The sequence below is a fragment of the Fervidicoccaceae archaeon genome, from assembly GCA_038878695.1.
Classification (GTDB): domain Archaea; phylum Thermoproteota; class Thermoprotei_A; order Sulfolobales; family Fervidicoccaceae; genus JAVZVD01.
Genome location: JAVZVD010000001.1, coordinates 210414 through 229027 on the forward strand (window position 1 = coordinate 210414; position 18614 = coordinate 229027).

20 protein-coding genes and 3 tRNA genes are annotated in these 18614 nt (G+C 55.3%); 14 read left to right on the top strand and 9 right to left on the bottom strand.

Translation table 11 applies throughout. The annotated features are described in order from the left end of the window. Positions 1 to 24: 24 nt before the first annotated feature. Positions 25 to 456, bottom strand: a complete 432-nt coding sequence (locus QXU97_01225) for a DNA-directed RNA polymerase subunit G (GenBank protein MEM4035229.1) — start codon at positions 454 to 456, stop codon at positions 25 to 27. Between the two features lie 37 nt (positions 457 to 493). Between QXU97_01225 and QXU97_01230 the strand changes: the two genes are divergently transcribed. Next, complete coding sequence (locus QXU97_01230) at positions 494 to 934, top strand: Lsm family RNA-binding protein (GenBank protein MEM4035230.1); 441 nt, start codon at positions 494 to 496, stop codon at positions 932 to 934. Between the two features lie 70 nt (positions 935 to 1004). After that, positions 1005 to 2600, top strand: a complete 1596-nt coding sequence (tgtA, locus tag QXU97_01235; protein MEM4035231.1) for a tRNA guanosine(15) transglycosylase TgtA — start codon at positions 1005 to 1007, stop codon at positions 2598 to 2600. A 658-nt stretch (positions 2601 to 3258) separates the two neighbouring features. Here tgtA and QXU97_01240 read toward each other — a convergent pair. Next, on the bottom strand, positions 3259 to 3540 hold the full coding sequence (locus tag QXU97_01240; protein ID MEM4035232.1) for a hypothetical protein: 282 nt from the start codon (positions 3538 to 3540) through the stop codon (positions 3259 to 3261). Positions 3541 to 3614: 74 nt separating this feature from the next. On the opposite strand from QXU97_01240, the gene QXU97_01245 reads away from it, so the two are divergent. Continuing rightward, the gene (locus tag QXU97_01245; GenBank protein ID MEM4035233.1) at positions 3615 to 3797 is read left to right on the top strand and encodes a chromatin protein Cren7; all 183 of its coding nucleotides are present in this window, start codon (positions 3615 to 3617) and stop codon (positions 3795 to 3797) included. Positions 3798 to 3806: 9 nt separating this feature from the next. Here the strand turns inward: QXU97_01245 and QXU97_01250 are convergent, their stop codons facing one another. Then, complete coding sequence (locus QXU97_01250; protein ID MEM4035234.1) at positions 3807 to 5174, bottom strand: DNA topoisomerase IV subunit A; 1368 nt, start codon at positions 5172 to 5174, stop codon at positions 3807 to 3809. Then, positions 5171 to 6838 carry a DNA topoisomerase VI subunit B gene (locus tag QXU97_01255; GenBank protein ID MEM4035235.1) on the bottom strand — a complete coding sequence of 556 codons (1668 nt, stop codon included), beginning with the start codon at positions 6836 to 6838 and terminating at the stop codon, positions 5171 to 5173. Before QXU97_01255 ends, QXU97_01250 begins: the two co-directional genes overlap by 4 nt. Before the next feature lie 157 nt (positions 6839 to 6995). On the opposite strand from QXU97_01255, the gene QXU97_01260 reads away from it, so the two are divergent. The 3 genes from QXU97_01260 (at position 6996) to QXU97_01270 (ending at position 8281) form a co-directional block, all read left to right on the top strand. After that, the gene (locus QXU97_01260) at positions 6996 to 7667 is read left to right on the top strand and encodes a hypothetical protein (protein ID MEM4035236.1); all 672 of its coding nucleotides are present in this window, start codon (positions 6996 to 6998) and stop codon (positions 7665 to 7667) included. 52 nt (positions 7668 to 7719) lie between these two features. Further along, a tRNA-Ile gene (locus tag QXU97_01265) sits at positions 7720 to 7819 on the top strand. A gap of 135 nt (positions 7820 to 7954) precedes the next feature. Next, complete coding sequence (locus QXU97_01270; protein MEM4035237.1) at positions 7955 to 8281, top strand: GNAT family N-acetyltransferase; 327 nt, start codon at positions 7955 to 7957, stop codon at positions 8279 to 8281. A gap of 17 nt (positions 8282 to 8298) precedes the next feature. Here QXU97_01270 and QXU97_01275 read toward each other — a convergent pair whose 3' ends face one another. After that, positions 8299 to 9030: an FKBP-type peptidyl-prolyl cis-trans isomerase gene (locus tag QXU97_01275; GenBank protein MEM4035238.1), complete on the bottom strand. Its 732-nt coding sequence runs from the start codon at positions 9028 to 9030 to the stop codon at positions 8299 to 8301. A 195-nt stretch (positions 9031 to 9225) separates the two neighbouring features. Here QXU97_01275 and QXU97_01280 point away from each other — a divergent pair, with 195 nt between their 5' ends. The 6 genes from QXU97_01280 to rtcA all read left to right on the top strand — a co-directional run bounded on the left by QXU97_01280 (position 9226) and on the right by rtcA (position 13425). Continuing rightward, positions 9226 to 10170, top strand: coding sequence for an RsmB/NOP family class I SAM-dependent RNA methyltransferase (locus QXU97_01280; GenBank protein ID MEM4035239.1), 945 nt, complete (start codon positions 9226 to 9228; stop codon positions 10168 to 10170). Next, complete coding sequence (locus QXU97_01285; protein ID MEM4035240.1) at positions 10146 to 10694, top strand: hypothetical protein; 549 nt, start codon at positions 10146 to 10148, stop codon at positions 10692 to 10694. The genes QXU97_01280 and QXU97_01285 overlap by 25 nt, the downstream gene beginning before the upstream one ends. A gap of 53 nt (positions 10695 to 10747) precedes the next feature. Then, a tRNA-Lys gene (locus tag QXU97_01290) sits at positions 10748 to 10821 on the top strand. Positions 10822 to 10854: 33 nt separating this feature from the next. Further along, entirely contained in the window at positions 10855 to 11637 is a 783-nt protein-coding gene (gene dph5, locus QXU97_01295) for a diphthine synthase (GenBank protein ID MEM4035241.1), read from the top strand. Continuing rightward, positions 11630 to 12361 carry a DUF357 domain-containing protein gene (locus QXU97_01300; protein MEM4035242.1) on the top strand — a complete coding sequence of 244 codons (732 nt, stop codon included), beginning with the start codon at positions 11630 to 11632 and terminating at the stop codon, positions 12359 to 12361. Before dph5 ends, QXU97_01300 begins: the two co-directional genes overlap by 8 nt. Then, positions 12289 to 13425, top strand: a complete 1137-nt coding sequence (rtcA, locus tag QXU97_01305; GenBank protein MEM4035243.1) for an RNA 3'-terminal phosphate cyclase — start codon at positions 12289 to 12291, stop codon at positions 13423 to 13425. Before QXU97_01300 ends, rtcA begins: the two co-directional genes overlap by 73 nt. Here rtcA and QXU97_01310 read toward each other — a convergent pair. The 3 genes from QXU97_01310 to dcd form a co-directional block, all read right to left on the bottom strand. Then, positions 13412 to 13960 (bottom strand): nicotinamide-nucleotide adenylyltransferase, encoded by a 549-nt coding sequence (locus QXU97_01310; protein ID MEM4035244.1) that lies wholly within the window; start codon positions 13958 to 13960, stop codon positions 13412 to 13414. The genes rtcA and QXU97_01310 overlap by 14 nt on opposite strands. 395 nt (positions 13961 to 14355) lie before the next feature. Further along, positions 14356 to 15384: a hypothetical protein gene (locus tag QXU97_01315; protein ID MEM4035245.1), complete on the bottom strand. Its 1029-nt coding sequence runs from the start codon at positions 15382 to 15384 to the stop codon at positions 14356 to 14358. A gap of 99 nt (positions 15385 to 15483) precedes the next feature. Next, positions 15484 to 16023, bottom strand: a complete 540-nt coding sequence (gene dcd, locus QXU97_01320) for a dCTP deaminase (protein MEM4035246.1) — start codon at positions 16021 to 16023, stop codon at positions 15484 to 15486. Positions 16024 to 16118: 95 nt separating this feature from the next. On the opposite strand from dcd, the gene QXU97_01325 reads away from it, so the two are divergent. Continuing rightward, positions 16119 to 17255, top strand: coding sequence for a tryptophan--tRNA ligase (locus QXU97_01325; protein ID MEM4035247.1), 1137 nt, complete (start codon positions 16119 to 16121; stop codon positions 17253 to 17255). A 40-nt stretch (positions 17256 to 17295) separates the two neighbouring features. Then, positions 17296 to 17369, top strand: a tRNA-Val gene (locus tag QXU97_01330). Positions 17370 to 17441: 72 nt separating this feature from the next. On the opposite strand, the gene QXU97_01335 is transcribed toward QXU97_01330, so the two are convergent. Next, entirely contained in the window at positions 17442 to 18515 is a 1074-nt protein-coding gene (locus tag QXU97_01335) for an NAD(P)-dependent glycerol-1-phosphate dehydrogenase (protein MEM4035248.1), read from the bottom strand. Positions 18516 to 18614: the final 99 nt, after the last annotated feature.

The following is an 18614-nucleotide window of genomic DNA, read 5'->3' on the forward strand; positions in this document are numbered from 1 at the left end:
CCGCTTCTCTCCCGTCCGTCGAGTCTAGACCGCGCGGCGCGCCCTCCTGAGACAGAAGTAGTATTCTTTGGCCACTTCGAGGTCTGCCAATTCTCGAGGGCTCGCTATCCTTAGAATGAAGCCGCCTATGGAGAAGAGGTAGACTTTTTTATTTTCCTTCTCTTTTATTGAGTACAAGAATGCTCTGCCACAATAATCTTTTCTCTCTTTGAGTTCCGGTCGGGAATACGTTAACTCGAGCTCGAGCTCCTCGCCGATTTCGTAAGAGAGCCCAAACTCCTCGTGGAACTCCACCAACACGTCCTCGCCGCTCGAGCCATCGCAAGCGAGCACTTTGACTTTCGGTATAGCGGAGGTTTCGAGCCCTCTCACACGAAGCGCCATTATCATGAGATCTGGCCTCTCATTGTCGAACTTTCGACGATACGTAGCATTATTTATCGGTTTAGCCGACATAGACGCCCAGAGCTCCCGAGAAAGGGGTGAGGTCTCGGTGAGCGTCTCAAGCGCGACCAGAAGATTCATGAGCGAGCTCAACGCTCTACTCGATAAAGAAGTGAGCGTGAGATTGAAAGACGGTACGGTGATTCGAGGAAAGCTCTACGGCTTCGACACGAACACATTTAATGTTCTCTTGAAGGACGCCACAGACTCCGTTAACACTTTCCCTACCATGTTTCTCTTTCACGATAGTATAATATCGATTTCGGCTCTAGAGGCTCCTCTCTTCGACCCCGAGGAATTTGCCAGCATAGTCGCTAGCAAGCTGAACCTCCGCGAGGCCGATATGCGAGTCATACCTGAGGCCGGCATGGTGGTAATACTCAACAGCGTGAAAGTAACGGAGAAAGGGGTAGAGGGGAGCGGCCCTTTGGCCCACAAAATATATAGCATTTACACCGAGTACTTGGAATCCAAGAAAAAGAAAAGTTGAAGTTTTAGTTAAATTTTTGAATTAGAGTTAGACCGCGCGAGTTCGCGCGGGGTGATGTTCCATCTTTGTAGTGAAAGAAAGATGTCTAGCTGGCAGGGTGGGTGAGCTCAGAACACGCAGAGGTACCATAGAGACGCCCTACCTATTCCCTGTCATAGATATGGCTCGTCAAGAGGTGAGCCTCGCCGAACTGATGGCGGTCGGCTTTCAGGCTGTGACTATCAACGCTTATTTGCTCCTCAAGCGGGGGCACCGCGGCTCAATTCACGAACTACTCGGCACGCACGAGCTCGTAGTCATGACGGATTCCGGAGCATATCAACTCCTAGAGTACGGTTCCATAGATGTAGACAACGAAACCATAGTGGAGTTCCAAAAGGAGATAGACAGCGATATAGCCGTAATACTCGACGTGCCGACGGGCGACTCCTACGATAGAGACTGGGCACTCTATACCGTGGAAGAGACACTGCGGAGGGCCCAATCCGTCGCAAACAAGCTTGATCGCGATAAGAGACTCTGGGTCCTACCGGTGCAAGGGGGCCTGCACTTAGACCTCGTTGAGAAGAGCGCCGCGGAGAGCGCTAAGCTCGACTTCGATTTGTACGCGCTCGGCAGCCCCACGCGTATGTTAGAGAAGTACAGATACGATCTCGTGATTGATATGGTAGCGGCCTCGAGAAAGCACATCCCCCCTGCTAAGCCTCTACATCTCTTCGGAGCGGGTCATCCTATGATGATTCCTTTCGCGGTGGCTATGGGGGTTGACCTCTTCGACTCCTCCTCGTACATCCTCTTCGCTCGCGATGGCAGATACGTGACGAGCTCTGGAACCAGACGTCTTGAGCAATTGAGCTGCCTCCCCTGCTGTTGCCCCGTGTGCTCCAAGTTGGACGTGACCGAGCTGCTCGAGCTGGAACCGTCCGAGAGAACCAGGCTCCTCGCCACCCACAACCTCTACGCGATACAATTGGTCCTCCGAGAGACGAAGCAGGCGATAAAAGAGGGTAGGCTATGGGAGCTCCTCGAGGAGTACTCGCGTAAGCACCCCTCGCTTCGCAGAGCGTTAGGGCTCATCGCTAGGAAACACGCTAATTACCTCGAGAAACTCGACCCGCGCTACAACTCAGGAGCGAGAGCACCTCTGATCTACTCGACGCTATCGCTGACGAATCCCAGGATATCTCGAGCACTCAAATACGTTAGAAAACAATATACTCCGCCGCGTACCGTGAAGCGCCTTATCATGCTCCCGAGGTTTCGGAGAGACGAGGAGAGCATCACCGAGGAGGACCACGTCGTCTACTACGATGAGCTATTGGGCATAATACCATCGGAGCTCTCGCGAACTTATCCTCTCGGTCACGCCGTAACACCAGGCCTCAACGAGAAAGGCCCCTCGCCGCGTCTGATAAAAGCTATTTTATCGTATCTACGCAGGCACGGCGAGTCTTATCCGGATTCTAAGACCGTCGTGCTCTGTGCTGAGTGGCGAGCTAGCAGCTCCCGCTTGGCAGAGTTCGTTAGCAAAAGCGGCGTGAAGGTCGAGTGGGCCTCGTGCTTTGCCCCTATCTCAGAGAAGGCTCTTGAGTATTCGGAAAGGCTCCCGGACAACTTCAGCGCTCTTAACTCTCTCGATAATAGGGACCTTAGTCGTTTAGCGTGAGAGAGGCTGACGCCCGTCTCGGTTGCTACGCACCTCAACGCGCTCGCATTTAGCGGCTCACCCCTCATAGCCTTCAATATCATCATGGCCAAAGCCGCCTTCGCTCTATCCGTTCTACAGTTTAGCCTTGGAGAGCGCTTAATCACGCTCTCCAAGATTTCCGCGAGCTCTCCGTTTTCTCGAAGCAGCTCGGCAGCCCGAGCGCTTGCATCGCTCAAGAGCAACCTCGCACGCCCGCGCTCGCCTCGTAAATACTCTCGGAAGGCGCTTTCGTTGAGGAAGAGCTTGCCAGAGGCTAGGCCAGAGCTCGCTCTCACGAGCGCTGCGAACTCTCTATAGGCGCTCCTTCGAGGTCCAGAGGAGAGGACAGAACGCGAGGGGCGCTGGCGTTGAGCAGATCGGCGAGGCTCCTCGGGAGGCGCGCGGGGGCACGCGAGTATTGCGTCGACAACTAGGCCGCAGCCCGCGCATACTATCTCGCCGCTACGATAGTTCCACACGAGCTCCGCTTTACCACAGAGCTCGCAAGAGTTCACCGAGATCCCTCGTTTAATGTGCCCGTGTCCGGGTCTACATAGGGCCATAGGTAACGAGGTTCCGGAGAGGGAGAGGCTTTTCCGAAAGTTTTCCGAGAGCTTATAATTCTCCTCGGAGCGCGCTAACGCTTAGAGAAGAAGTAGACTTCCGTGTCGATCTCGACCTCGCGCTCACCAATTCTTAATTTCGTTTTATCTCTCTTGAAAGTATACGCGGCTCCATAGCGGTCCGCGTACTCCTGTAGCACATTATGTGGTATGCTCCCAGCTGGTACTCTGACCACGTACTCGCCGCCGCGATCCGAGAGACACCTGAGTAGTTCCGCTATGAGCAAGAACGGGTGTTCCGCGCACTCGGAGAACTCGAGCACATCGTGGAATCTCACGTCGCAGTTTACCTTCATGCTTGAACTCTCTGCCTCCCGGAGAGATTGCGATGTAGGAACCCTTATATCTCTCGAGTACGTCGGGGATTTCGGTGACGACGTTGAAGGTCAAAGTCAAAGATAAGACCACCGGGAAGATTGTTGAATTAGAGCCCCTCAAGGTGTGGTCGCTCGGTCCCCGAGGCAAGAGGTCCGTCAAGATAGGGCTCTTTCGGAGTCCCGATACCGGCATGTACTTCAGAGCTAGGGTGCCAGATGACTACCCAACCGGGTGAGGATCCTTTTTACTCCAGCCAATCTTTAGTTTCGATTTTCCTCGGTAAGTATTCCTCTGTCAGGAATTTGAGCCCTTTGCTGACCACCGCTTCTATCTCCAACTTGGAACGGGTCAGCAAGAAGATCCCGATCTCTTTGATCCACTTCGGGTCCTTGAACCACGGATAACCCGGCGATCTCTTGACTTTCTCGCCACCTTTCCCCGACCTGATCTTAGGCTCTTTCCCCAGCAGCGCCTTCGCGACGTCGTAGCCCACGAGCTCGATGGCTCTAGCGACGTCTCTATGCGTCGCTTTAATGATGAACCTCTTCCTCTCTTCGGAGCTTAGATAGGGCTTCTTCGCGAGTCTCCACTTGTAGCCGAATTTTCTCAATGCCTCAACGTAGCGCTCCTTCAGCTCGCGCTTAATGCCGACCTTGTCCGCGTCTTCCGTCTCTTCCGAGCTTACCTCTTCGAGGGGAGGGTCGTCGCCAAAGACGTCGCTCATCATGACTCCTAAGAACCTTGCCGAAGGCGTCGCGAGTCTTTCGCTCTCGTAGCTGAGCGTTATGGAACCTATCTTGAAGACACTGTATATGTAGAAACCGTAAGGGTCCGAATCTGTCAGCACGTAGACCGGGAGCTTGAGCTCCTCGTTGAGCCTTCTGACGAACCTCCTCGTGGCTCTATCGGGCTGTCCGGCGCTCGTGAGAAGGAGGCATTTATGTTTGCGCCAATAGCCTATCCTATGGAGCTGTTGGAACACCGCGTCTTTTTCCACCACGAGGACGTACTCGGCATCGTAGTCTAAGAATTCTATGAGGTCGGGCGTGGGCTCTATAGCGTAGGCGCCGTGGCCCATTTTGCTTAGATCGATTACGTCGCCTCCGCTCCTCAAGCGCATGTTGCCAACGACCTTGCCCTTCTCCTTGCTGAGAATGAGCATCTCTTCGCGGAGCTTCCCAGTAAGGACTTCTATGTCGCATAGAACTGTGTCGCTCTCTTTCTGTTCGTCCCACGTATTGACGGGCTCGTCGTTGGCGAGCACAGGTGGGATCGTGTGCTTCCCTCGATAGAATAGGTCCCTTATCGTGGGGTATTCGTTGTTGATCAACGCCTCGTAGATTATGCTGGCGATCAAAACGGTCTGCATGAATCTTCGCGTCTCGCCCTCGTCTAGGAGCCTTCGCGTGATCTTCTTGTCTCCCAAGAGCAGGAGCTTCCTCCTCTTGTCGTAGACCGTGTTGTCTAGGGTTCTCTTCGGTAACACGAGCCGAGGCTCGTCGCCTCGCTCGATCATGGCAACGAGCTTCGTAAAGGTCTCCCTAAGGATCGTGATCGATTCTCTGCGAGCCGAGAGGTCTGCGCTGTCTTGGAAGTCGGGATACGAGGTCAAGCCCTCTCGCCTCGCATCACATCATCTTTCTTCTTGAGGCCAACGATTTCGTAGGCAAGACTCTTCAACTTCTCCTCGAGCGCCTTAGCGAGCCTCTCACCGTTCTCCCGCGAACCGTCGCTTGCTATGAGCGCTAGCGAGCGGCTGACCTCCGGGATGTACTTTAGAAAGGTGGCCAGCCTCTCCATCGCCTCAGACTCTCTCCTCTTAGAGCTTAAGAAGTCGCGTAATCTCCTCGCCAGCTCTTGCACGAGCACTCTAACCTCCTGCTCTATCGGCTCTACCTGCGCGATGCTCTCCTTCCCGACTCCCTTGTACGGCACCTTGGTTGAGGCTATGTGGATCAACACGACAACAACGTCGTTCTCGTTGAGCTTGTATGTTGCTCTCCAAGGGAACTTCTCGGGGTCAACCACGGTCCAGGCTACATCTGCTCTCTCATCGTGAAGGAGCGGTATCTTGTTGGCGTATCTTAGCAACACTACGAGGGGGCCCCGTTGACCTCTAAGGCTCTCGAGTGCTACTTTATCTAACCTTTCCAGGAGCTTGCCGCCGTACGCTATGCCGCCCTCGACTACGAAGGGGTGACCTCCGTACGACTTCGGCTTTCTCGTGATTACCGCTACGAACTCGGGCTCGAACGCGCTTCGGAGTCCGACTTCGATTATCTCGGGACCTATGGGCGAGAGCGAGTCGCTCGTTGGCGATATGTAGCTCTCTGCCCTGAGAGCCTTGTATAGATTCTTCAGTTCGTCGCGCGTGAGGCTCTTCGGGTCTCTATCGGGCTCGAGCCCCGCGCTTCTCAGGATCTCGCCTGCTTTCTTCTCGCCAATGCGCTGGAATTCGCGCGTCAAGAAGCTCGTCAGCGTTCTCGAGCGCGTCTCCGCCAACATGAGCTTTAGCATTTCGAGGTCTACGCCCATTGGATGAGGCTTACTCTCTCTGGGGGGCTTGGGCATGAGCTCGGTGACCCTCGGGAATCTGTGAACTTCGACGTCATTGACTCCTCGCTCCTCTGAGTCTAGGGCTGGCATCAACAACGTTATGTCGGCGTAGGGCGTTACTATAGCCGTCCTCTTGACGTAGACTAACACCTGCTCGCGCGTTCTTCTATTCCACTCGCCCTCTATTGTCAACCTAGCTATGGTCCCGTGCCAGTTCGACCGCTTCTCCCACACTCCGCGCTCTAGCACTATGGGCTCGTTCTTCTTGACGTCTATCAAGAGCTTGAAGTAGTATATGTTTTTGGAGCGCGGCGTGCTGCTGTAGACCTCAAAGGGCTTCCCGGTGGTCAGTTGACCATATAATATGGCCATCTTGGCTCCGAGCCCGTACATGCCGCGGCTCTGCTTGTACTTGTACTTAGATGAATAGAGGACTCTCCCGAATGCATCGGGGATTACCTGAGGCGGCAAGCCTATCCCGTTGTCTTCCACCTCAACCGTGATGTGATTGAGGTTGCTCGGATCCTCCCTCAAAATGCTCACGATTATTTCAGGGTGTATGCCGTGCGCCTCGGTGGCATCGAGCGCATTTTCTAAGAGCTCCCTCACGGTCTGATAAAGTGCTCGCGCCGGGCTCGTGAAGCCCGCTATTTCTTTGTTCCTATAGAAGAACTCCGAGGGACTGAGCTGTTTGAAGGTCTCGGGGCTCGAGGTCCTCACAATGTAGTCACCGTCCCGACTCTATGCCGAAAGTGTTTCTATGGAGCGACTACCGGCCCACTTACTGTTCGTTACAGGCATCTATTACCTAACCACGAAAAGGAATTATATGCCCTAAGATGGCTTTCTCCTTCGCGAGTTAGGTGCGCTCGGTACATTGAAGAGCGCTATGGGAGATGTAGAGGGAGAGCTTGAGGTCATTCTCACCAGGATTAGGGAGCAGCTCGACGGACTGGAGAGAGCGAGAGATTCTGCGGTGAGGCTGTCCAGAGATCTCGTGAAGCTTTCGGGGAAGGTCGTCACGTGCGTGATATCCGGCGAGCTCGCCGGCCTTGTCGAGCTTCTACGGAAGCTGGAAGAGGCGAAGAGCGCCCTCGCATCACTCGTCTCGGAGCGCCCGGCTCTGCTCTATGGAGGCCCGATCGTAAGTGCTCTAGCCGAATACGCCGAGGCCAGGATTCTCCACGACCTCGTGGTACTCGGCAAGCTGCCGAGCGAGTTAGAGCTAAGCGTGCCGCCCGCTTCATTTCTGCTGGGCCTCTGCGACGTCATTGGCGAGCTCCGTAGACTCTCACTCGAGCACGTGAGAGCCGGTCGCCTCTCTGAAGCGTGGAGTGCTCTCGATCTCATGGAGATCATATTCTCCAACGTATCAACGTTAGATTATCCCGAGGCCGTGGTGCCTGGCCTGAGGCATAAGATCGATTTAGCCCGCAGATTAGTCGATGACACGAAGACCCTCTTGGTGGAGCTAGACAGCAGAGAGAAGCTCGAGCGCGCGCTGCGCTCTATGAAGGAAACGATTAATAGGCTCGGCCCGAGCACGTGATAGATTGAGAGCGGCGCCGCCTCGAGGTGGTCGCTCTGCGCTCCGACCGGGTGGGCCCGTAGCTCAGCCTGGCAGAGCGCCCGGCTCATAGGGCCTTCACCTCTTCGCTTTGAGAGACCGGGCGGTCCGGGGTTCGAATCCCCGCGGGCCCATCAAGTAGGCCGACGCAAGCAGATTTAAATGCCTCGAACTCTCGATGTCCTCTTCTACGTAGGAGGAGCTCGCGTTTGCCTACATGGAATTCGGAGAGCGCCCGCCCGCGGATAATTCGTAGCCAGAGGCTCTTCGTGGCGCTAACCGGGACCGGAGAGAAGCCTTTCCTTGAGTACGAGGTCGATGAGGTCGCGAAGAAGTTGAGGATCCTGAGAACCTATGTGCCGCCCAGAATGCGAGGGAGGGGTCTGGCGAGGATCCTCCTCGAGGAGGCTCTCTCCTTCGCCCGCGAGAGGGGGCTCTCGGTCGAGCCTCTCTGTAGCTACGCGCTCCAATATTTCGTTGCAAATCGCGAGGCACGCGATATGTTGATTGAGGAGCTGAGGGGGCTCTCCGACGAGGAGTTGAAGAGGGCTCTAAATGAGAGAAGATCGTGGGAGAGCTCTGAGAACAGGGGCTGAAGAGGCTAAGTCTCCGCTTAGGCCCCGCTAGCCGCGCCTCTCGAGTTCGAGGGCTCCTGCTCTTTCTCTAGGATCTCCACATAGACTATCTTCTTGGCCCACTCGAAGTACTTGAACACATCGCGGGCGAGAGCCCTTTTCGCGAGCTGGATATCCGGGCTTCCTTGCTCCTCTCTCGGAATAGTTACTTCCACGACCCCCGATTCCTTATCGAGTTTTAGCGCGAACCCCTCGAGGTTCTTCGGCCTGAACCTCCTCTTCAGGAGGTACTTGATCTTTTCCTCGTCATCGAGCAACCTCTTCACGATCTTCGTTCTATACTCTATGCTCTTGCCTGCGAGCGGGTGGTTGAAGTCCACCGTGACCCTTCCGCCACTGATGTCACGTATCACCGCCGGGACTCCACCGATACTCACCACCTTGCCCGGCGCGACCTCGACGTTGGATCTTTTGAACTCCCTCAGCGGTATCACTCTGATTTTGTTGGGATCTCTGAGGCCGAAGGCCTTCTCCGGTGGAACCGTAAAGGTCTTCTCTTCGCCCTCGTTCATGTTCGTGAGCTCTTCCTCGAAACCTCGAACCATTCTGCCCTCGCCGATTACGACGAGAACCGGGCCGTATTCTCTGTCCTCTTCATATTTGCCACTCCGCTTAGCCTCCTCCGGGTCCGTGGTCTCGACGAGCTCGCCCGTCTCCTTTATCCTAGCCGTGTACTCGACCAAAACGAATTCTCTATGGCCGAGCGGCAAAAGTGACCTCCTCCGAAGCTACCGAGCTTGCCATTCCCAGCGGAGCAAGCGCCTATAAATCGTTGCGATCTTGAGAGTGCCTGAGGGCGGCAGCAAGGAGCTAGAGGGCTGGCTTCCTGTTTGATGGACGCGCGCTGCTCCTGCGAGACTTGCTCCCAAGTATTCGAGCTCGAAATATCGACCGAGGCACTGCGCATGGCTAGTGAGCGCGGTTATCCTCCCTACATGGTGGAGCGGTATCTCCGTCTCTTAGGATCTTCGACCGAAGTGGCCGAGTTCCTGGAAAGCGTCGAGAGAGGAATTCCCAAAACCATAAGGTGCAATACGCTGGCCATCGACGATTGCGCTGAACTCAAGGAGAGGCTCGAAAGGCGCGGCGTGACGCTCGAAAAGATACGTTGGCTTCCTCATGGCTATCGCGTGCTCTCGGGGGTCGACGTCATTGGTCGCCTCGAGGAACACATCTACGGCCTCTATTACATACAGGGACCCGGCAGTATGGCTGCTTCGTACGTCCTAGACCCGAGGAGAAACTCTCTGGTCGCGGACTTGGCTGCCGCTCCCGGAGGAAAGACCACACACTTGGCGCAGCTCATGGAGAACACCGGAGCGATTCTGAGCGTCGATAAGAGCAGAGCTAGGATCCGCGCTCTGATTTCCAACGTGCAGAGAATGAGGGCGACGAACGTGGTCGTACTACTTGAAAATATGTTGAAACTGAGGGGACTAGATGGTCTATTCGATAAAGTGCTCCTAGATGCTCCGTGCAGCGGCGAGGGCCTGCTCCCAGTCAAAGAGGAGAGGAGGTACGTGAGGACCTTGTTGGACCTGGCTAAGATGTCATCGTTACAGGTCAGAATGTTAGAAAAGGCCGTTGAGCTAGCTCGCGATGGAGGTCACGTGCTCTACGCGACTTGTAGCATAGGCATAGAAGAGAACGAGCTAGTGATCCATCACGTTCTCGAGCGAAGAGAGGACCTCGAGGTTCTAGACAGTAGGCTGAACGGCGTCGGTGAAGCCGGGGTGACCGAATACGGAAGAGCGAGACTGCGAGACGAGCTACGGAGATGCTCTAGGCTTTACCCTCACATACACTCAACGGAGGGGTTCTTTCTTTGCCTCCTGAGAAAGAGATCGTGAGGAGGAGCTGCGAAGTCGGAGGAGAGGCTTTAAGGCTCTTGGAGGAGGCTCTGGGAGTGCGGAGTTTATCCGAGGCGCTGGACTGCAACGAATTGCTCTGTGTTAAGAGGGGGGATGCCACCGATTTGTTCTGTGTAACCGACAGCCTCTCGCAACTCATCGAGAGAATAGAGCGAAGTTGCGAGCCGCTAGTCGGACTCACGCACGCGGGTATATTGCTCGGATCAATGAGAGGTGAGCTCTTTGAACCGTCGATTCATTTAGCATATGTTCTAGCGAGAATGATCTCCCGGAGAAGGCTTGAGCCGCGAAGGGGGATCGCCGTGGTCCTGGGCCCTGGCGAGGGAGTGTTCACGCGCTCAAAGGTGGTCGGGCGACCTCTATATGAGTTAAGAGGCGCCAACGATCTTAATCTCTACTTGGTGCTCTCAGAGAGAGGCGACCCCCTTGGGTGGGGAAGAATCGAGAGGGGGCGCCTCGTTCCCCTCGTCGACAGCGGCTGGTTCCTCAGGGCGGGCGGTTGAGACTTAGACCGGGCAAAGGCTTTAACACCGCTGCGGAGAGAGGAGAAATTCAAGGGCCCGTAGCTCAGCCAGGTAGAGCAGCGGGCTTTTAACCCGTTGGTCCCGGGTTCGAATCCCGGCGGGCCCGCGAGCTTCTCCTCGAAGGCGTGGTGCCCTCGGCTTGAGAAAGCCGGTCATATACTTCATTGGCGCAGGCCTGGCGCCTTCTCACGTGACTCTCGAGGCTCTAAGCGCGTTATCATCGGTAGACCTCATTCTCGTCGAGACGTACACGAGCTTCGTGGATTGGGACCTAACAGCTCTGATTAAGCGAATCGCGCCGTTCGCCGAAGTGGTCCCAGTCTCGAGAAAGCTGCTCGAGGAGAATAGCGAGGAAGTAATTAAGGAGGCCATTGAGAGGGGGGCCCTCGCGGTGGTCTCTCCCGGGGACCCATTCGTAGCCACCACACACACTGCACTCAGGTTAGAGGCTGCGAAGCGCGGCGTGAAGGCGATCTACGTGCCTGGCACGAGCGCGCTCCACTACGCTTTCTCGGCAGCTTGCTTATCGATCTACAAGCTCGGGGGCTGCGCGACCGTCGTTTATCCGAAGTGGGGGATCCTCAGCGAGAGTGCCTACCTGCTTGTACAGATGAATAGGGAGAGGGGGCGCCACACGTTCCTCTTTCTCGACTTGGACGAGGAGCTCGGTCCCATGGATCCGAGCCAAGCTCTGCGCCTTCTCCTCGAGGCGCAGAGGAGGCTCGGAGGGTCCGCGTTGAGCCCCTCGGAGAAGATCGTCGTGTTGCAGAGGCTGGGTCTGCCTCGGGAGAGAATATACTATGTGACGATCGAGAGCGCGTTAAGTAGGGAGTGGAGAGATCCGCCCTACTCCATTATTATTCTTGGCCAGCTCCACCCGGTTGAGAGTGAGTGCCTGGAGGTAGTCTCGCGAGATGAGTGAGCTCGGAGGCGGCGCTCAGTTTGGACTCGAAGAGCGGGTCTCGACTTACGCAGCATCGGTCGAGAGAGCGCTCAAGCTCCTCGAGACTCAACTAGCTCAACTTAGCTCGGAGGAGAAGGCCGTCGTAGAGTTAGCGCGTCTATACCTCGAGGACGCGAAGTATTATTGGGGCTTGGGGGATCTCGCGACGGCCCTCGCAGCCGTCTCGTACGCCGAGGGCCTGATCGACGCACTAGCGCGTTTGGGCAGGATCTCGATCGAGTGGAGGAGAGCAGCCGTTCCGAGGGTTGTCGTGGCGGGCACGTTCGACCTCCTACACCCTGGCCACGTATGGTTGCTCCGTAAGGCGTCCGAGATAGGCGAAGTCCACGTCATAGTGGCGAGGGACTCGAGCGTCAGAAAGTTCAAAGGGAGGGATCCCATCGTCCCCGAGGACTCTAGGCTCTACATTATTGAGAACCTGAAGCCCGTGAGGAGAGCTCATCTAGGCGATCCTGAGGACTACCTTAAGCGCGTGGTTGAGCTCAAACCAGATGTGGTGCTCCTCGGCCCGGACCAGTGGCCGCGCGAGCCCGAGCTGGAGGCTGAGCTCAGAGCCCGGGGTCTCAGGGACGTGAGGATCGTTAGGGTGAGCGAGAGACTTGAAACGACGTGGCCCAACAGCAGCACTCAACTCATCTCGAGGATCCTGGAACAGTTCTGCCGAGAGGAGTCGAAAGGATGATACACGTAGATGGTAGCATCGGCGAGGGGGGAGGTCAGATACTGAGAACCGCCCTCGCCCTCTCTGCCGTCTCGGGCAAACCTATCAAAATCTACAACATTAGGGCCAAGAGAAGCAATCCCGGCCTCCAGAGACAGCACTTAATGGGAGTCAGAGCCGTAGCCGAGCTTTCCCGAGCGCGAGTCCGAGGAGCCGAGCTCGGCAGCACCGTCCTCGAGTTCGAGCCGGGGGGGCTAAGAGGAGGGAAGATCGAACTCGACATAGGCACGGCAGGCAGCGTCACCTTAGTGCTTCAAGCAGTGATGCCGGTGCTGCCCTTCCTCCCCGAGCCGGTCGAAATCATCGTGAGAGGGGGCACCGATGTGCCATGGAGCCCGACGATAGATTATGTGAGGTTCATCGTCGTTCCCCTACTGCGCTTCATGGGCTTAGAGCTCAACGTCGAACTACTCAAGAGAGGACACTATCCACGCGGCGGCGGCCTCGTCAGGTACGCCGTGCGCGAGCCCCCCGGCGAGTTGAGAGGTCTTACGCTTGAGGAGCGCGGGAGGGTCTTTGCCGTGAGAGGCTTATCCCACGCCGTGCTGCTGCCAGAGCACGTCGCCAGGAGGCAGGCCTTCTCCGCGGAAGAATATCTGCGCTCGAGATTGGGGGGAGTGGATGTCGACATTCGAATCGAGCACGCCCCGAGCGGAGCGTTGGGTCCCGGTAGTGGGATCACTCTCTGGGCCGAGTGTGAGAAGAGCCTATTGGGCTCGGATTCGCTCGGCCAGAAGAGCAAGAGAGCGGAGCTGGTCGGAGAAGAAGCCGCCACGAAGCTTTTGGAGGATCTCCTCACAGGAGCCGCCCTCGATAGATACATGAGCGACATGATCATACCTCTCCTAGCACTAGCGAAGGGGGTGAGCGTCGTGAGAGGAGCCAGGTACACTCTCCACGCTCAGACCAATGTGGAGATTGTGAGGATCCTGCTCGGTGATGAAGTCGAGATCCGTGTAGAGGGCGAGGCTGAGAGACCCTTCAAATTGATGGTGAAAGGCTCGTCTAACATCAGAAGATCTTAGAAGTTGGTGGCTCGTCTGTACTCAGTAGCTGCTTCATACGCTCTATTATCCCCGCCTCCCTGATTATTCTAGCGACGGCTCTCGGCACGAGGTCATCCCACTTCCCGCCCTCGATCATCATCTTCCTTATACGGACCCCACTCATCTGCTCTCTCATATAAAAAGGGGGCTCGTGGACGGGGTAACCTTTCTCGGAAAACAGTCTCTTGACGAGAGGGTTTCCGGAGATAGCGCAGTGGAACCTGGGGATCAGCGTCTCGAGATAGCTCACCCATAGGCTATTATATTGTATGTCCGGTACTGGGATTATGATGAATCTCTCCAATGGTAGTCCCTCCTCTTTAATGGACTCTCTGAGAGCGAGGATCCTCTCACCAGCCGTCATTGGGTTGGTCAGCGTGTGACTCTTCTCCGCACTGCCCACCACTACTACGATCTCCTCGGCCAAATTGAGCGACCACCTGAGAGCGTAGAGGTGGCCGAGGTGGGGTGGTTGGAACCTCCCGGGAAACACTGCTCGTTCGTAGACTCTCATTAAGAGTCCCTCGACCTTTCGAAGCTACCTTGACTCTCAATTTTCTTTCTCCCTAAGCTTCTCTTATCCTCCAACACGCACCTGTACTTGTTCCACTTGAAATTGAGGGGTCTCGCGAGACGCCTCCTCCGAATTACGGGGGAAAAGATCGAGAGCATCGATGTAAACATCAATGGAACCCCCTTATTTCAAGTGGAACGTTTGGAAGGGCGCTCTCATTAAGAGCCCCCAACCCCTTCTCTTCCTCTGGAACTCCCTTTCAACGCTCTTGGTAGCGAGATATCAAAAACACGATGTACATTTTGTTTGGCTAACTCGAGCTCGTTCTCTCTTTCATTCACTCTGAAGCACGACAGCGGATAGGTTTCCATTTGAAAAAGAGGGGTCTAATGGCTTCAGATTTGGAGCACGAATACTATGATGCCGTATGTGATGAACCAAGCTAGGCCGAGAGCCATGACTTTCGTTGATATATAACCCTTTCTGATGTAATAGAGGATCAATAACACTATTGAGAGAGTAGCCATCACGCTCAAGTATGCATGTATGTCGAGGTGCCAGGGGACGACTAGCATGCCGAGACCTGGATAGAATGTAGCGTACAGTATATTTTCACCCACCACCGCACCAACGGCTAGCGTATCTTTACCACGATAGGCCCATATCATAGCGCTCATAGTCTCCGGGATCGCCGTAGCGGCTGGGGCTAAAATCACCGCGGCTCCGAGAGGGCTGACTCCGACCTCTTTTGAGACTACATCTATAGACTCAACGAGGATCTCGGAGCCGTAGTAGAGCACCAAGACTGCAACGAGGAGCTGGAAGAGGGCTAGCCCGAGCGGGTGTCCTCGCCTCCTTAGGAATTTATAGAAGTAGGGATCCTCAACCTCACTTTCCTCACTTTCGACTCCGAGCCTCCTCCTTCTATACATTAGAGTCACGTAGTAGATGTAGAAGCCTAGGAAGATCGCCCCCAATACATGTTGTAATCCGGCTCGTATCTTCAAAGCGTCAGGCAATAATGTGAGCGGGAATAATATGGCCATGAAGGTGTAGGGGATCGCTAGAGTTCTCTCTACTTCTAAGACCATATCGTTACGTTTTCCAACTCTATAACCCAATATCATAGCTATTAGGACAAGGCCGTAAGCTAGAGAAGACGCCATGAAAGGTTGCCCGTATAGAGTGCCTATGCCTATCTTCTCGCCGGCAGCGCCGCCGTATGCGAATACCGCTACTAGGAACAACACCATTTCTGGGATAGATGTGAAGAGCGGAGCCAGTATCGCGCCAACAAACGACGCACCCCACCTCATTCTGTGACCAACATACTCGATCGCGTTGACGAAAATGTAGGCTCCAATGAATACTACGACCATTCCGAGCGGCAGCTCAAGCAGAGCATAGAGTAGTTCGCTCTCCAAGGCTCGACCCCAACTTCTTTTTACATTAGCCGATGGTGATGAGAGAAGTTGGGGCATTAATAAGCATGTAAAATTTTGTGAGTAGAGAAGAGGAGATGGTTAGAGCCTCGAGCACTCTCTCATAATATTGGGGGGCTTGATCCCCCGCTGCCCCTGGTAGACCCCAGCATAAGGCCTTTGCACGGGGGTCGTGAGCCTTGAGAATATCAAATGGACGAATCTCTCACCTGCGTAAAGCCTGATGGGGAAGGATCCTCCCATCACCTCGATGGTTATAGTACCCTCAAAGCCCGCGTCTACTATAGTTGGTGGGATCTTGAGGCCTAGCCTCGCGTAAGTGCTCCTCAAGTTCACGAACGCCATGAGGTCGTCGGGCAGCTTCAAGTACTCTATCGTGGAGAGAAGGACGTGTTCGCCCGGCCAGACGACGAAGCTCTCCCCTCTCTCGATCACATAGAAGTCCTCCAAGCAGCCCCCCGATCTCACATCGAGGATCTCGGGGCTGCGTCTCAATCTGGCGATCTCGGGAGCAAGCCTCAGGTCGAGGCCGTTCTCTCGCACTATCTCCTCGTAGTAGGGCGAGACCACAAGCCTGCCGCTCTCTATGTAATAGCGTAGATCTCGATCGCCGAGTATCACGTGGCGACCACCTGCTCCTACCTCGCCCGAAGGCTCTGAAGGCTCTCGCGAATAGAAATATTAAACTCGGGGGGTACCTCCATCGCGGCGTCTCCGTGAGGGGATGCGATATTGTGGCTCGGAGAGACGAGGGGATCCTCGACCCATGGGGCGAGGTCGTCCTCAGAGATTATGAGAAGCTCTTCAAGTTATTCGGTATAAGACCCTTCAGAGAACTACTGAACTCACTCTACTCGCCTCACAGATTAATGAGGCGCGGCGTCGTCTTCGGGCATAGGGACTTCGATGTTACGCTGGCTGCTCTCAAGCGCGGCGAGCTCGTGGCTCTCCTCACAGGCTTTATGCCCAGTGGAAAAATGCACTTCGGTCACAAGATACTAATAGATCAAATGATCTACTATCAAAGCCTCGGAATACACATAATCATGGTGTTGGCCGACATAGAAGCCTACGTCGTCAGGCGCGTCCCGAGGAGCGAGGCGTTGAGGCTGGCCTACGACGAGTATGTAGCAAATGCCATAGCGTTGGGCCTTAAGGACTCTAACCTCAGAATATACTTCCAATCTAACGTGGAACCCCCGGCTTATTACAGGCTTGCTCAGATGCTCAGTCAGAAAGTAACGAGAGCAGAGATGGAGGCCGTATACGGTGAGATCACGCCGGCCAAGGTAATAGCGTCGCTTACGCAGGCGGCCGACATTCTCCACCCAATGCTTCCCGAATATGGGGGATACGACCACGTCTTCGTGCCGGTGGGACCGGATCAAGATCCTCACATAAGGCTAACGAGGGACCTCGTCGATAGATTACACAGGGAGCTTAATCTCTCGAGACCCGCCTCCACCTATCATAGATTCATGACGGGACTCGATGGTGGTAAAATGAGTAGTAGCAGGCCCGACAGCGCGATCTTCTTGACGGATCCGATAGAAGTCTCATTGTCTAAATTCATGAGAGCTCTGACCGGGGGTAGAGCGACGGTCGAGGAGCAGAGAAAATTTGGTGGAGATCCCGATAACTGCACAGTCTTCGAGATGTACGTGTACCACCTAGTTGAGAGTGATGAGGAACTTGTTAAAATCTATGAGGACTGTAAGAGCGGTAGGCTGCTCTGTGGCGAATGTAAGCTCATGGGAGGCGAGTTATTAACCAAGTGGCTCGAGACGCATCATCAGAGGCTCGGTGAGGCGAGGGAGATAGCGAGGAACCTCGTGAGACCTCCGAGCTTTTAGCAGAAGCTTTAATGCCCCAAAGCAACGAAAAACGGGAGAAGGGCCCGTAGTCTAGCTGGTCAGGACGCCGCCCTCACGCGGCGGAGGTCCGGGGTTCGAATCCCCGCGGGCCCATCAAGTAGGCCGACGCAAGCATAGTTCGAAGCTCCACGCTTATTCTTCTTATGATGGGGGGGAAAATATCGCTCAGAAGTCCTCTCCTCCTATCACTCCAGTCTCCATTGCCAGCTTCTCGGCCGCGTCCCAAGTCAGCCCCTCCGTTCCCAAAATAGTGTATCTATCGGGCCTTATAGTGTGAGCTATAGTGAGAGCCTCAACGATCTTCTCCTCGGGCATTCCGAGCTCTTTGGCGGTCGTTGGGGCACCAATTTCCCTCAGTACGCGCCGGATCTTCCTCCAGTTCATCCTGTGGAGCTTACTCATCATGATCGTCCCAATGCCCGTCTGCTCTCCATGGAGGGCCGGTCTCTCTGCTACTATATCGAGAGCGTGACTGAAGAGGTGCTCACTGCCGCTGGCCGGCCGCGTGGAACCCGCGATGCCCATGGCCACGCTACTGCTAATGAGGGCCTCTAGGACGATCCTAGAACCGGCGATCTTGTTCTTTGCGACGACTTCTCTATATTTCACGATGTGTTTCGCGGAGAGTAGAGCGAGGCTGGCGGAATACTCGCCGTAGTACTCGTTGCGCAACATATGGGCGAGCTTCCAATCTAAAACAGCGGTGAACTTCGCTATCACATCGCCGGCCCCCGCTATCAGCAGCCGAGTCGGAGCTGACGCTATGACGTCTATATCGGCCACCACGACCGTGGGCTCTACGGTCTTTATCGACACGGGCTTCTCCGTTCCGCGCAGTGTAGCGAAGGCGCTGGCTATGCCGTCGTGGCTAGCCGCGGTCGGCGCGCTCACGAAGGGAACGCCGATTTTACTCGCGCAGTACTTCGCAACGTCTATACTCTTACCTCCCCCGAAGCCGAGAACGAAGTGTGCCCCCGCTCTCTTTACCTCATCTGCCACGACCTCGGCCACTTCCACGTCGGAGCTATCAACTCGAGCCACTTCGATGGAGTATCTCGCGTTGTCTAGAGCCTCCACGAGCCTCCCCGAGTAGGCTTGCCAGACGTGCGGCCCCGTCACGATGAAGACCTTGAAGCCGGGGACCCTCAGATGTCTCGGGAGATACTCGGTCAATCTGCCGAGGACTCCCGATCCTATGACCACGCGCCTAGTGAGCTCGATAACGTGCGTCGACAGCACCTCTCATCGAACCTCGCCAACCTTTGAGCAACCTTCTCGTGACCTTCTCAACTAACTCTGAGAAGCGCGCACTTTTTTCCTCTTCCTCCGTCCATTCCC